This window comes from Gordonia polyisoprenivorans (assembly GCF_017654315.1).
GTDB classification, from domain to species: domain Bacteria; phylum Actinomycetota; class Actinomycetes; order Mycobacteriales; family Mycobacteriaceae; genus Gordonia; species Gordonia polyisoprenivorans_A.
This window is the reverse complement of the sequence record NZ_CP072203.1, coordinates 5,503,668-5,516,673: the sequence shown is the minus strand read 5'-3', so window position 1 is coordinate 5,516,673 and position 13,006 is coordinate 5,503,668. Positions and strand designations below refer to the sequence as shown.

13 protein-coding genes are annotated in these 13,006 nt (G+C 66.4%); 4 read left to right on the top strand and 9 right to left on the bottom strand.

Going from position 1 to position 13,006, the window contains the following annotated elements:
- Nucleotides 1-2 precede the first annotated feature (2 nt).
- Together J6U32_RS24735 and J6U32_RS24730 are read left to right on the top strand one after the other, a co-directional pair.
- Entirely contained in the window at nucleotides 3-1,178 is a 1,176-nt protein-coding gene (locus tag J6U32_RS24735) for a lipid-transfer protein (protein ID WP_208792575.1), read from the top strand.
- 28 nt (nucleotides 1,179-1,206) lie between these two features.
- The gene (locus tag J6U32_RS24730) at nucleotides 1,207-2,901 is read left to right on the top strand and encodes an AMP-binding protein (RefSeq protein WP_208792574.1); all 1,695 of its coding nucleotides are present in this window, start codon (nucleotides 1,207-1,209) and stop codon (nucleotides 2,899-2,901) included.
- 7 nt (nucleotides 2,902-2,908) lie between these two features.
- Here J6U32_RS24730 and J6U32_RS24725 read toward each other — a convergent pair whose 3' ends face one another.
- The gene (locus J6U32_RS24725; protein ID WP_208792573.1) at nucleotides 2,909-4,201 is read right to left on the bottom strand and encodes an SLC13 family permease; all 1,293 of its coding nucleotides are present in this window, start codon (nucleotides 4,199-4,201) and stop codon (nucleotides 2,909-2,911) included.
- Nucleotides 4,202-4,210: 9 nt separating this feature from the next.
- Nucleotides 4,211-5,722, bottom strand: a complete 1,512-nt coding sequence (locus J6U32_RS24720) for an MFS transporter (protein WP_208792572.1) — start codon at nucleotides 5,720-5,722, stop codon at nucleotides 4,211-4,213.
- Nucleotides 5,723-5,872: 150 nt separating this feature from the next.
- Between J6U32_RS24720 and J6U32_RS24715 the strand changes: the two genes are divergently transcribed.
- On the top strand, nucleotides 5,873-6,040 hold the full coding sequence (locus tag J6U32_RS24715) for a hypothetical protein (RefSeq protein ID WP_238534764.1): 168 nt from the start codon (nucleotides 5,873-5,875) through the stop codon (nucleotides 6,038-6,040).
- Between the two features lie 52 nt (nucleotides 6,041-6,092).
- On the opposite strand, the gene J6U32_RS24710 is transcribed toward J6U32_RS24715, so the two are convergent.
- The 3 genes from J6U32_RS24710 to J6U32_RS24700 all read right to left on the bottom strand — a co-directional run bounded on the left by J6U32_RS24710 (nucleotide 6,093) and on the right by J6U32_RS24700 (nucleotide 8,115).
- Nucleotides 6,093-6,521, bottom strand: coding sequence for a DUF6918 family protein (locus tag J6U32_RS24710; protein WP_006369781.1), 429 nt, complete (start codon nucleotides 6,519-6,521; stop codon nucleotides 6,093-6,095).
- A 123-nt stretch (nucleotides 6,522-6,644) separates the two neighbouring features.
- Nucleotides 6,645-7,328 carry a hypothetical protein gene (locus tag J6U32_RS24705; RefSeq protein WP_208792570.1) on the bottom strand — a complete coding sequence of 228 codons (684 nt, stop codon included), beginning with the start codon at nucleotides 7,326-7,328 and terminating at the stop codon, nucleotides 6,645-6,647.
- Between the two features lie 43 nt (nucleotides 7,329-7,371).
- Entirely contained in the window at nucleotides 7,372-8,115 is a 744-nt protein-coding gene (locus J6U32_RS24700; RefSeq protein WP_244332357.1) for an SDR family NAD(P)-dependent oxidoreductase, read from the bottom strand.
- Between the two features lie 194 nt (nucleotides 8,116-8,309).
- Here J6U32_RS24700 and J6U32_RS24695 point away from each other — a divergent pair, with 194 nt between their 5' ends.
- Complete coding sequence (locus J6U32_RS24695; RefSeq protein ID WP_208792568.1) at nucleotides 8,310-9,224, top strand: LysR family transcriptional regulator; 915 nt, start codon at nucleotides 8,310-8,312, stop codon at nucleotides 9,222-9,224.
- Here the strand turns inward: J6U32_RS24695 and J6U32_RS24690 are convergent.
- The 4 genes from J6U32_RS24690 to J6U32_RS24675 are packed head-to-tail and all read right to left on the bottom strand — an operon-like array spanning nucleotide 9,179 to nucleotide 12,882.
- A complete protein-coding gene (locus tag J6U32_RS24690; RefSeq protein WP_208792567.1) occupies nucleotides 9,179-10,147 on the bottom strand; it encodes a vWA domain-containing protein in 969 nt (322 codons plus the stop codon). The two genes, J6U32_RS24695 and J6U32_RS24690, sit on opposite strands and share 46 nt — an antisense overlap.
- 24 nt (nucleotides 10,148-10,171) lie before the next feature.
- On the bottom strand, nucleotides 10,172-11,140 hold the full coding sequence (locus J6U32_RS24685; RefSeq protein WP_208792566.1) for an AAA family ATPase: 969 nt from the start codon (nucleotides 11,138-11,140) through the stop codon (nucleotides 10,172-10,174).
- Complete coding sequence (locus tag J6U32_RS24680) at nucleotides 11,137-11,994, bottom strand: mycofactocin-coupled SDR family oxidoreductase (RefSeq protein WP_208792565.1); 858 nt, start codon at nucleotides 11,992-11,994, stop codon at nucleotides 11,137-11,139. The genes J6U32_RS24685 and J6U32_RS24680 overlap by 4 nt, the downstream gene beginning before the upstream one ends.
- Before the next feature lie 60 nt (nucleotides 11,995-12,054).
- Nucleotides 12,055-12,882, bottom strand: a complete 828-nt coding sequence (locus J6U32_RS24675) for a mycofactocin-coupled SDR family oxidoreductase (protein ID WP_208792564.1) — start codon at nucleotides 12,880-12,882, stop codon at nucleotides 12,055-12,057.
- Between the last annotated feature and the right edge of the window lie 124 nt (nucleotides 12,883-13,006).

Sequence of the window (13,006 nt, the reverse complement as noted above, 5' to 3'; positions counted from 1 at the left end):
AAGTGACGGGAACACTGGGCGGACAGGCCGCCATCGTCGGCATCGGTGCCACCGAGTTCTCCAAGGATTCCGGGCGCAGTGAGCTCCGGCTGGCCGCGGAGGCGGTAAGTGCGGCGCTCGCCGACGCCGGATTGACTCCGGCCGATGTCGACGGCCTGGTCACCTTCACCATGGACACCAATGCCGAGATCGCCGTCGCCCGCGCGGTCGGCATTGAGGAGATGACGTACTTCTCGCGCATCCATTACGGCGGCGGGGCGGCGTGTGCGACCGTGCAGCAGGCTGCGATGGCGGTCGCGACCGGTGTCGCCGACGTCGTCGTGGCCTACCGTGCCTTCAACGAGCGGTCGGGATTGCGCTTCGGGCAGGTGAACTCGGCAGTCGCCAATCAGGAGAACTCGTCGGGTACCGACAATGCGTTCTCCTACCCGCACGGCTTGTCGACCCCGGCGGCGTTCGTCGCGATGGTCGCGCAGCGTTACATGCACGACTACGGCGCCACCAGCGCAGACTTCGGTCGGATCGCCGTCGTCGACCGCAAACACGCAGCGGTGAACCCGAATGCGTTCTTCTACGGCAAGCCCATCACCCTCGACGACCACCAGGCCTCACGCTACATCGCCGAACCGTTGCATCTGCTGGACTGCTGCCAGGAGTCCGATGGTGGTGTGGCGCTGGTGATCACGTCGGTCGAACGTGCCAAGGACCTGCCGCACACGCCTGCGGTGATCGCAGCCGCTGCCGCCGGAAGTGCGGCCGACCAGTTCATCATGACCAGCTACTACCGCGACGAGTTGGCGGTGCTCCCCGAGATGGGCCTCGTCGGCCGGCAGCTGTGGGAGCAGTCCGGATTGCGCCCCGACGACATGGATCTGGCGATCCTTTACGACCATTTCACCCCGTACACCCTGCTCCAGCTCGAAGAGCTGGGCTTCTGCGGTCGTGGCGAGGCAAAGGATTTCGTCGCCGAGCCGGGCGCGCTGGAAGTGGGTGGGTGGTTGCCGCTCAACACCCACGGCGGCCAGCTCGGTGAGGCCTACATCCACGGCATGAACGGCATCGCCGAAGGTGTACGGCAACTGCGCGGCACCTCGGTCAACCAGGTCGACGATGCGACGAGGGTCGTCGTGACCGCGGGCACCGGCGTCCCCACCAGCGGTCTGGTGCTGACCGCATGACCTCACACCCCGAAGGAGTTCGTCAATCATGACCCCAGACGCCCACATCCCCGTTTCGCAGACCCCCGTTTCGCAGACCCCGTTCAAGTTCAACCTGGCCGACGTGTTCGAGACCGTCGCGGACTCGGTGCCCGAGCGGATCGCCCTGAGTTACGAGGGCCGCCAGATCAGCTACGCCGAACTCGACAGACTCGCCAACCGGGTGGCACACCTGTTGCGCGACAACGGTATCGGTACGGCAGATCACGTCTCACTGTTCCTGAAGAACAGCGTCGAGCACGTCACCAGCCTGCTCGGGCTGCTGAAGATCCGCGCGGTCCCGGTGAACGTCAATTATCGGTACACCAACTCCGAGCTGCGCTACATCTTCGACAACTCCGACTCACGGGGCATCATCGTCGAACTCCCCGAGCATCAACGCAGCGTCGCCGCGCTGCTTCCCGAATTACCGCTGGTGCGCACGGTGTTCGTCGTCGGCGACATCATCGACGAATTGACCACGGCCGCAGCGTCGTTACCCGACGGGCGCACGGTTTCGATCGTGCCGTTCGCCGACGAGGCCGCGGCGTCGGAAGCGCGTGACTTCGAGGCCCGCACCGGCGACGAGCTGTACCTGCTCTACACCGGCGGCACCACCGGATACCCCAAGGGCGTGATGTGGCGTCACGACGACTTCTTCCGCAAGCCCATCTCCGGCGGCAACCCGTACGGCGACGCCCGCAAGGATCTCGCCGAGGTGGGCAGTGCGGTCAAGGAATTCGGCTCCATCGCCTTCAACATCGCGGCTCCGCTCATGCACGGCGCGGCGTCGTACTCGTTGTTCACCTTCCTCACCCTCGGTGGGCGGTTGGTGCTGATGCGCGACTTCGACCCGGCCGCGATCGTGGCGGGCATCGAGGACGAGAAGATCCAGATCATCCTCATCGTCGGTGACGCGATGGGTATGCCGCTCGTCGAGGAGATGGAACGCCGCAAGGACGACGTCGACCTGTCGTCGCTGTTCTCGGTGACCTCCGGCGGCGCGATCTGGTCGCACCACAATCGCGACCGGTTCGCGGCGATCAAACCCGAACTCATCCTGCGCGACAACTTCGGCGCGTCGGAGTCGGGCAACGACGGTGAGATCATGATGGACGACAACGGCAATCTGCGGGTGCCGCCGACCGACAAGATGATGGTCGTCGACGAGCGACTCAACCGGATCGACCCCGGCTCGGGGGACGTCGGCTACATTGCGCGCATCGGCAATGTGCCACTCGGGTACTACAAGGACGAGGAGAAGAGCGCCCGGACCTTCCCGACCCTGCCCGACGGCCGTCGCATCTCGATCCTCGGCGACATGGGCACCGTGGAGGCCGACGGGTCGATCGTCTTCCTCGGCCGGGGTTCGCAGTGCATCAACACCGGTGGGGAGAAGGTGTATGCCGAGGAGGTCGAGGCGGTGTTGCACGCCCATCCCGCGATCGGCGATGCGCTCGTGGTCCCGGTGCCCGACGAACGCTACGGTCAGCGGGTGGCCGCGGTCGCCCGCGTCGCCGACGGCGAGGCGGAGCCCACCCTCGCCGAGATCCAGGAGTACTGCCGCGAATCGCTGGCCGGATACAAGGTTCCGCGCACCATCGTGTTCGTCGACGAGGTCAAGCGCACCCCGGCGGGCAAGGCCGACTACCGCTGGGCCAAGAACACCGCGGCGGCCTCCGAACAGCAGATTGTGACAGCCTGACCGCAGGTCACATCACCTGCAGGCCGACCCAGAGCGCGACGACCGCGGCGACGAGGGTCGGCGGAACGGTGAGCGTGCCCAGCAGCACGTAGCGTCGCGTCGGCGGCGCGATGGTGTGGCGGCGCATCACGTCGCGCCACAACAGGTTTGCCAGCGAACCGAAGTAGGCGAGGTTGGGGCCGATGTTGGCGCCGAGCAGCATGGCCAGTGCCAAGCCGTGATCGTGGGCGACCATCGGCAGCAGGAGCAACGTCGCCGGGAGGTTGTTGAGCACGTTGGCCGCGACTGCCGCCAGCGCAGCCACCGCCAGGAGTGCCCACAGCGAGTTGCCGCCCGGGATGAGATGGGTGATCGCCTCGCCGATCGGTCCGAGCCGGATGGGCAGGATGATGATGCCCAGCGCGGCGACGAACGCGAGGAACGGGATGTTCACCGCGCGCAGCGCACGAACCGCGGTGACCACGGGCGCCTTGCGCATCGGAACGATGAGCATCACCGCCGCCCCGACGCCGGCGATCGCGGCCAAGGGAATTCCCAACGGCTCGGCGACGATGAAGCCGCACAGCAGCAGACCCAGCAGGATCAGGGTGACGACCGGCGCCGGGCGCCGGGTGGCGCTCCCCGGTGTGCCGCTGGGCGGCTCCGCCGGAGTGCGGGTGGTCTGCGGTGCGGTGGTCCGCAGTTCACCGGCGAAGAAGATCCGGAAGATGACGTATTCGACGACGATCGCGACCACCCATGGCGCCGCCATCAGTCCGGCGAAGGAGAGAAAGCCGAGCCCGGTCGCCGAAAAGGCCAGCAGATTGGTCAGATTCGAGACAGGCAACAGCGTCGAGGCACTGTTGGCCAGATGTGCGGTCGCCGTGCCGACCGGGGTCACCCGGGCGCCGATCCGCCGCGCGGTGGCCACTGCCACCGGGGTCAACAGCACGATCGTGGTGTCGATCGACAGCACCGCCGTGGTGAGCGCCGCGGCGACGAACACCAGGCCGAGTAGGTGCGTGGGCGATCCGCGGCTCCAGTCCGCGAGCAACTGACCCACCCAGGCGAAGACCCCGGTGCGTGCGCACACCTCGGCGACGACCAGCATGGCGGCGAGGAAACCGATGGTCGGCCCGATGAACCCGAGTTCGTCGCGCACCTGTGACCACGACACGACGCCGAGCAGGGTCAACAGCACCGCGGCCGGAACCGCGACGATCGCCGGCGAAAGGCGTTGTGCGGACACCGCGATCCCGATGACGGCGATCAGGGCGAGCACGGCCACGGCGGTGCCCAGTGGACTGTGGACGTAGAGCACGTCGAGAGCCTACGCAACCACCCGTCGCGGCGCGAGGATCGTGGTCACCACGGACCCGACCACGAGCACGATGCCCAGCACCAGACACCCCTGGTTCATCGGGACGACGAAGGCGTCCTGCGCGCCCTGCAGGACGCGGGCGCCGAGGTCACCGGGCAGCCGCGCCGCGACCTCCCGTGCCTGCGCCAGTGAGCTGGTGACGTGGTCGGCGGCAGCGGGCTCGGCACGGACGAGGTCGGCGGTCGGGCCGATGCGGTGTGCGTATCCGGCGGCGAGCAGACTGCCGGCCAGGGCGATGCCGATGGCGGCGCCGATCTCGCGTGCCGTGTCGTTGACCGCGGAGCCGACACCCTGATTCTCCAGCGGCGTGTTGGACATGATCGCGGTCGTCGACGGGGCGGTCGCCAGACCGATACCGATCGCGCAGATCGCGAGCATCCACGCCATCATCCAGTAGGCGTCGTAGTCGATGACCCCCAACAGGATCAGTCCGATGCCGGCGATGAGCAGCCCACTGCCCAACACGAAGCGCAGTGAGTGAAACCGCACCGCGAGCCAATTGCCCAGCAGCGCAAAGATGCTCACACCCAGGACCATCGGCATGAGGGCGAAGGCCGAGCGCAGCGGCGAGAAGTCGAACACCAGCTGCAGGCGTTGCAGCAGAAGGTAGAAGGCGCCGAAGGAGGCGAAGAACTGCAGCGCCACCGACAACGCACCGGCGCCGAATGCGCGATTGGTGAACAGGCGGACGTCGAGGAGTTGCCGGGTGCCGCGCAATTCGATCAGGCAGAACACGGCGACGAGGAGTACGCCGCCGATCAGGGTGAGAAGGACCAGCGCGTCGTCCCAACCGCGGTGTGGGGCCTCGAGGAGCCCGAACACGATGCCGGTGACCGCGAGGATCGACACGGCCGATCCGGCGTAGTCGAAGGGTCGTGGATGGGAGTCCTTGGAGGTGCCGATCGTCAGGCACACCAGTGCCGTCAGCACCGCCGACGCGGCGAAGGTGACGAAAATCGAATGCCACGAGAAGAATTCCAGCAGGATGCCGGAGACGAAGAATCCGGCGATCGCGCCGGCGCCGGCGACCGCGGCCCAGATACTGATGCCGATGCTGCGTTTGTCGGCCGGCACGCCGGAGGTGATGAGCGACAACGTCGTCGGCATGATGAATGCCGCGCCCACGCCGGCGACACAACGGGTGATGATCAACTGCGTCGGATCGGTGGCCCAGATCGCGGTCAGCGACCCGACCGCGAAGATGGCCAGACCGACGATCAACATCTCGCGGCGGCCGAAACGGTCGCCGATCGCGCCGGCGGGCAGCAGCAGCGCGGCGAGGGCGAGGGTGTAGCCGTCGGCGATCCAGGTCATCTGGCCGGTGTCGGCGCCGAGGTCGATGGCGATGTCGGCGAGCGCGGTGTTCAGTGCGGCCATGGCGGCGACCACCATGCTGACCGCCGCACAGGCGATCGCGATCAGCCACACCGAGTGCAGATCGAGCGCCCTGAGCCGATTCATCCGGCCCTCCTTCCCCGAACTGCTGCGGAAAACGAATCCAAGAGTGTGATCCAGGCGACACGCGGGGCGCAAATCGCGACACCACAGGCAACCTGTGACACATTGATCACTGGAGTAACAAACCCGAGGTTGCAGATCGCCACTGTGATCGTGTCCTCGGACAACCGAAAGTGGGAGATCATGGCCGCACCGGTCGCCTCTTCACGATCCACCGACACACCGACCGCACGCCTGCACGTCTGGCGGGTGCTGGTGATGCTGGCGGCGCTCATCGCCGTCGTGTGCGCGCTGGTACTCGTCGTCACCAGCGCCGCCTGAGGGCCGTGACGCCCACCCGGGTGTGACCGGGTGAGCGAGCCGCGGCCGCGGGTCACGCGTGCTTCTCGATCACGTCGCCGACGGCGGGAAGTGCCTCGGACACATAGCCCTTGGCCTTGCCGCGCAGCGTGCCGTAGGCCTTGGCCAGCGGCGCCTTGGCGGATTCCACCTGGGCGTCGGTCACCGCGAGCAGGGCCTCCGAGGCGGTGTCGGGGTCACTGGCCAGATGCGCACCGAACGGTGTGCCCGCGGGCTTGGAATCCCAGAACGGCTGCAGGGCGGCGACGAACTCGGGGAGCATCAGGTTGGTCGCCTTCTTCACGATGTCGGGCTTGACCTTGCCGACGGCACCGTATGCAGCCTTGACGGTCGCACCGCCGAGCCCCTTCTGGGCTGCGACCTGCGAGTCGATCACCCCCACCAGATCGTCGACGACGGCCGGACGGTTCGGACCGAGCAGGGACTGCAGCGAATCGCTCATCAGGATTCTCCTCAAGGGACGGGTTTCGACGAAGGAGGGGCGCGGCCGGCGCCCCCTGAGCAGAATAGACGGCTGAGCTCGAGAAGTATGGACCGTGTGTTCTCGGGCTCAGCCGTCGGTGGGTCAGCCGTCGAGGCCGTACTTGTCGATCAGTGGTGCAAGGAGTTCGGCAGCGCGGGCACCGGTGATCACGTCCGAGCGCTCCACCTTGGTGACCGACTTTGATGCCGAATCTTCGTAGACGTGCTCGCCGATCATGCGTACGTGGTCGTTGTAGGGCCACACGAACGCCAGCGTGCGGCGAACGAGGTAGTAGGCGTCGGGATCGTAGGCAGCGGGATCGTGGGCGGCCGGGCCGTCGCTCGGACCCTGCTCACCGAGTGATGCGAAGACGTTGTCGCCCAGCATGCTTCCCGGGACGAACTGGCTGAATTCGGCTTCGCCGGCGAAACCCCAGTCGGCGACTGCCATCTTCTGGCGTCCGGTCCACATCACGAGCATGTCCATCTCGGCGAGCGTCCGATAGAAGCCGCGCACGCTCTCGAGACCGTCGAGGATGACCGGTTGTCCGCCCTCGAAGATCCGATAGTGGGGGTGTCCGATGGTCATCGTGTCGGCGAGTAGTTCGTCGTAGCGACCCGAGACCTCGAGCAAGCCGTGGCGTCGGTAGTTGATCAAAATGCGTCTGTGGGTAGGGTTTTCGAGGGTTTCAATCATTGCGTCGACATCGTCGAACATGTGCACCAGCTCTTCTTCGAAGGGTGTGCACGGAGCGGCTGCGGGGGTGTTGCGGGCTGTCAGGGTCATGGTGCGGCCTTTCAGGCTGAAGGGAGGGAATGTGAGGGCCCGGTCAGAGGTACTTGCTCAGGTCGGGATAACCGCCGACCTCGTAACCGCCGTCGACGACGAGGCTGGCCCCGGTGATGTAGCTGGCACCTGAGCTGGCGAGAAAGACTGTCGGAGCGGCGAGTTCGTCGGGTTGCGCCGGACGTTTGAGAACGGCGTTGGCATCGAACTCGCGCATTATGCCCTCGTTGGCGAGGATGAACTCGGCCATCGGCGTCTCGACGAGTCCCGGCAGCACCGTGTTGACCCGGATGTTGTGTCGGGCGAGTTCGAGTGCGGCGTTGCGGCCGAACATCTCGACACCGGCCTTGCCTGCCGCATACGCGCTGCCTGCGTACAGCGGCATGTGTGCGTTGACCGATGCGATGTTGACGATCGCCCCGCTGGTGCCCGCGGCGATCATCGATCGCGCACCGAGTTTGGTGCACAGGAACACTCCTTTGAGCACCACATCCAGGGTGAAATCCCAGTCCTGTTCCTCCATCTCGATGATCGGTGCTGGCCTGATGGTGCCCGCTACATTGAAGATGCTGTCGAGACCCCCGAGAGACTTCTCGGCGGTGCTGATGGCGGCCGCGACCGATTGTGCATCGGCAACGCTTCCTGTCGCCGGAAGAAAGGCGTCGCCGAACTTCGCGGCGCATTCGCGTAGGCCGGCCTCGTCGACATCGAGACCGACGACGCGAGCGCCTTGTGAGATCGCTTCGGCGGCAACTGCTTTACCGATTCCGGACGCGGCGCCGGTCACCAGTGATCGTTGTGGATATGAATAAGGTTGTGGCATCGAGGGGTCTCCGTTTCGCTGGTATTCGTGATCGAGACGTTGTGCCGTCGGCGGCACGGTTAGACTCTGCGGCGCCCGGACTGTGACGTCCATTACATTTTTCCGGTACTGGTGTTAAGCTATCGCTTATCGCCACTGGTGAGGATGGGTAAGGGATCGTGACGGTTGTCGATTTGAACCTGCGGCAGGTGGGCTATTTGATCGCGGTGGTGGATGAAGGGCACCTCGGGCGTGCTGCCGAACGCCTGTTCATCAGTCCGCCCGCACTCTCGCAGCAGATCCGCAAGCTCGAACGGCACCTTGGTACGGAGTTGCTCGATCGATCCGCACATCCCTTGTGTCCGACGGCCGTCGGCGAGCGGTTCCTCGTGGAGGCGAGGCTCGCGATCGCGGCATCGGCGCGTGCCATCGATGCGGTGAGCGCCCAACCACACCGACTCCGACTCGGCTTTATGACCGCGGCGATCGGGCCGGCGACTCGAGAGTTCCTCAGGGGGCTACGAACCGCGTATCCGGAATCCGACATAGAGCTCGTAGAACTCGCCTGGCCGGAGCAGGCCACGGCAGTGCGTAGAGGAGTGGTGGACGCGTCGCTGATGCGACCACCCGTCGCGGACCCGACCGGGCTGCGCTTTGACACGCTCTGCCATGAGCGTCGGGTGGCTGCCATTTCGATCGACCATCCTCTCGCGCACCGGGAATCGGTCACCATCGACGAGCTCGACGGTCTCTCGCATGTCACCGATGACGAGGCCGACGCGGAGTGGGTCCGATGGTGGGCGTGCGATCCTCGACCGAGTGGTCGGCCGGTCACGTACGGCCCGTCGGTCCATACGATCAGTGAACTGATGGAAGTCGTCGCAACCGGGGAGGCAATCTCCATCACCGGGGAGTTGGTACCGGACGCCCACCGACATCCCGGCGTCGCGTTCATCCCGGTCGCCGACACCGAACCGTCCACGCTGTGTCTGTGCACCCGCGCCGATGACGTCTCGCCGATGGTGCGTGCCGCCCGCGCGGCCGCCGATCAGTTCTCGAAGACGGTGCGAAGCGCAGGCGCCACGCCGCGATGATCCCGGATCGGCAGGCAGCGGCCGTGGCCGAGGAGAGCCAGGTCGGCCGCCAACTCGAGGTCGTGCTCGCCGGAGACGTCGACGAGGACGTCGAGCCGGTTCAGGGTTCCCGGGATCTCCCGCGGGTCCGGGCCGGCGTTGTGCACGCAGTCGCTGAGCAGCAGCACGCGGGAGTCCGCAGCGGGTACCCCACGGAGTTGGTCGGCCGCGGTGTTCAACGCGAAGCTCAGATTGGTCAGCCCCTGGGTGGACAGCGTGAGCAGTGCGTCGATGACCCGGTCGGGGTCGACCGGATCGCCGAGCCGGGAGATCACGGCGGCATCGGACCAGAAGGCGATGACCGACACGGCATCTCGGGAGAGTTCACCGGTCAGCGCGCCGACGGTGGCCGCCGCGGTGCGGACCTGTTCTCCGCGGGCCGATCCAGAGATGTCGACGACGATCACCACCGACCGCCTGCGCCGGATGCGCCGGCGCACCGCGATGTCGTCATCGGTCGGCAGCGGATTCGCCGCGATCGCCTCGAGTGTCACATCGAGATCGATCTCGTCGGAATCGCCACGCCACCGACCGGTCCGCAGGGTTCCGGTGGCCGATCGTGGGGCACGCGGGGATCGGACGACCTCGGTCAATGCGAGTTTCCGGGCGATCTGGCGGGCCCGCCTGCGGGCTTCGTCGTCATGTGTGGATGGGTGGTCGGCAGTGTCGAGTTCGCCTGTCTCCGAGGTCATTCCCGGTTGGGTCGAGCCCGGCGTGCCAGGTGCCCCGGGCGGGCGGCGATCACGTCGGCCGAGGAGAACCCAGCCCGCGCCGCCGGCGCCCGGCACGAGGAGATCGGGCTCGGTGTCGAGGTGCTTCGGTTTACGACGCAGCGGTGCGAGTGTGCGCGGGTGGGTGTGCCGGGCACCGCGGCGGCGGGTCAACGGCGACTCGGCGGCGATCGCTCTTCAACCGGGCTCGGCCGCCGCGGGGTCGAGGACGAAATGGTCCTGCCAGATCTCGGTCAGGACCCCCTCCGGAGTGGTGAAGGCGGTGTCGTCGAGATGGATTCGACCCGACAGCGCCACCATCATCGCATCGAGGACGGTGGCGGTGTAGTCGGTCGGCAGGTCGCGCGGAGGTGGCACGGCGCCGTCGGCGGGCACCGGAACCCCGCGCATCGCGCACAACTGTGCGGTGATGAGCGCGAGGTCGATCGCTCCGCGCACGCTGCTGCCCTGGCGGATGTCGTCACGGATCCGGGTGGCCCGGGTCAGTGCCACCGAGTCGTTGACGATCCGATCCGACCCCGATCCGGTTCGGCGCCGGACGATCTCGCGTTCGGCAGCGTCGTCCTGATAGTCCACCACGAGTCGGCACATCCGATCGTGCACCGAGGTCGACAGGCGTGTGGTGCCCACGTTGTCGTACGGATTCATCGATGCGACGATCCGGAAACTGTCGGCGGCGACGATGGTTCCCACCCGAGGCACGGTGATGACCCGTTCGGCCATCGCGGTCAGCAGTGTGTCGACGGTGTCCTCGGGTGCGCGGTTGAATTCCTCGACGTACAGGAAGCCGCCGCTGCGCATCGCCTGCAGCAGAGGCCCATCGACGAAATTGTCGGGGCGGTAGTCCTCTTTGAGGACGCGGGCGGGATTGTGGTGGCCGACAAGGCGACTGGGCGTGAGATCGGCATTGCCCTCGACCAGCATCAGGGGAATGCCCCAGTGCGCGGTGATCGCCCGCAGCAGGGTGCTCTTGGAGGTACCCGGCGGGCCCTCGAGGATCATGTCGCGTCCGGCGGCGACCGCGGCGAGGACGAGATCCAATTCGCGGTCGCGCCCGACGATCTCGGTCGCGACGGCCGAACGGACCGCAGCGACATCGCTGCGGTCCGTCGTCGGGCTGGATCCCGTCGGAGTGGTCCCCGTCACTTCACCGGATCCGTGTTCACGCCGGTCAGCAGCATGTGCCCGGCGTCGACCGGAATGGTGACGCCGGTGACGGTGGCCGCCAGATCGGAATTCAGGTACAGCGCCGTGTTCGCGATGACCTCCGGCGGCATGAACGAGGTGCCCTTGAGTGCGTGGAAGCTGTAGCCACCCGCGATGAGGTCGTCGGGAGTGCCGCCTTCGTGCCCGGCGAACATGTCCCACGCGCCTTGCTGGTTGGTCATGGGCGTCAGGATCGCACCGGGATTGATGGAATTGCAGCGGATTCCGTACGGGGCGAGTTCGAGCGCGATGTTCTTCATCAACCCGATCACGCCGTGTTTGGTCGAGACATAGTGGGCGTAGTTCATGCCCGGTTCGAGTCCGTTCACCGAGGAGGTGATGACGATCGAACCGGACTGACGCTCGATCATGTGTGGTGCCACGGCTTTTGCCGATTTCCAGACCCCGGTCAGGTTGACGTCCATCATGTCCGACCACATCTGTTCGGTCATCTCCCAGAACGGTGCCCGGGTCCAGATGCCGGCGTTGGCGATGAGGATGTCGATCTTGCCGAACTCCGCGATGCCCGCGGCGACCGCCGCGTCGAGCTGGCCCTGATCACGAACATCGGCGTCGAAGGTCAACGCGCGACGGTCGAGTGCCTCGACCTGACGCACGGTCTCGGCCATGTCGTCGGCGGTTGCGAGCGGGTAGTCGACCGATCCGAGGGCCTGCGAGGTGATGTCGAGCAGGATCACGTCGGCGCCCTCGCGTGCCGAGGTCACCGCGTGGGCGCGGCCCTGTCCGCGGGCGCCGCCGGTGATGAGTGCGGTCTTGCCGTCCAAGAGTCCCATGTCAACTCCTTTGTCGTTGGGTCTGTGTCTTTGGGTCTTTGCCGTGGGGATGGGAGAGGTTTACAGCGCTCCGCCGGCGTCGATGACCTGTGTGGTTCCGGTGACGTAGCGTCCGGCGTCGGAGACGAGATAGAGGATTGCGTTGGAGATGTCGATGGGTTCGACCATCGACACCGGTAGCCGGTTCATCTGCGAGGCTGCCTCTTCGAAATCGGCCCGGGTCGGTTCCTCGAGATCCGGTCGGAACAGTTTGTAGGTGGGCTCGTTGAGGATCATGTCGGTCGCGACCGTGGTGGGATGCACGGTGTTCACCCGAATGCTCTGCGGCCCCAGCTCTTTCGCCAGTACGCGCATCAGTCCGATCAAACCGTACTTGGCGGCGGTGTAGTGGGCGATGTTCTCATTGGTGGCGATGGCCGCGAGCGAACTGGTCAGGACCACCGCACCGCCGCGCCCACCGGCGACGATGTGCGGCACCGCCGCGCGCACGGTCTTCCACACGCCGGTCAGGTTGATGTCGATCATGGTCTGCCACGTCTGCTCCTCCATCTCGAGGGTGGGGGCCATGGTGGAGATCCCGGCGTTGGCGAGGACGATGTCGAGCCGGCCGAGGGCGGCGACCCCGTCCTGCGCGGCTTTGGTCAGCCCGGCGAGATCCCGCACGTCCACCTCGGAGGCGATGATGCGACGGTCGAGTGCCTCGACCGCACGCACCGTCTCCTCGAGATCGCCGGGGCGCGCCGTCGCGTAGGGGACCGTGTCGACCTGTTCGGTGATGTCGACGGCGATGATGTCGGCGCCCTCTTGCGCCAGACGCAGTGCATGACTACGCCCTTGGCCGCGTGCTGCTCCGGTGATGAAGGCGACCTTGCCTTCGAGTGTGCCCATGATGATGACCTGCTTCCCTCGACGAACTCGTGTGATCCACGTCGCATCCCGAGGATATGTCACAGGGTGTCACAACACCAGAGGGACGAAGGTCCCCACGCTGACATCGGTCGGTGGGACGATG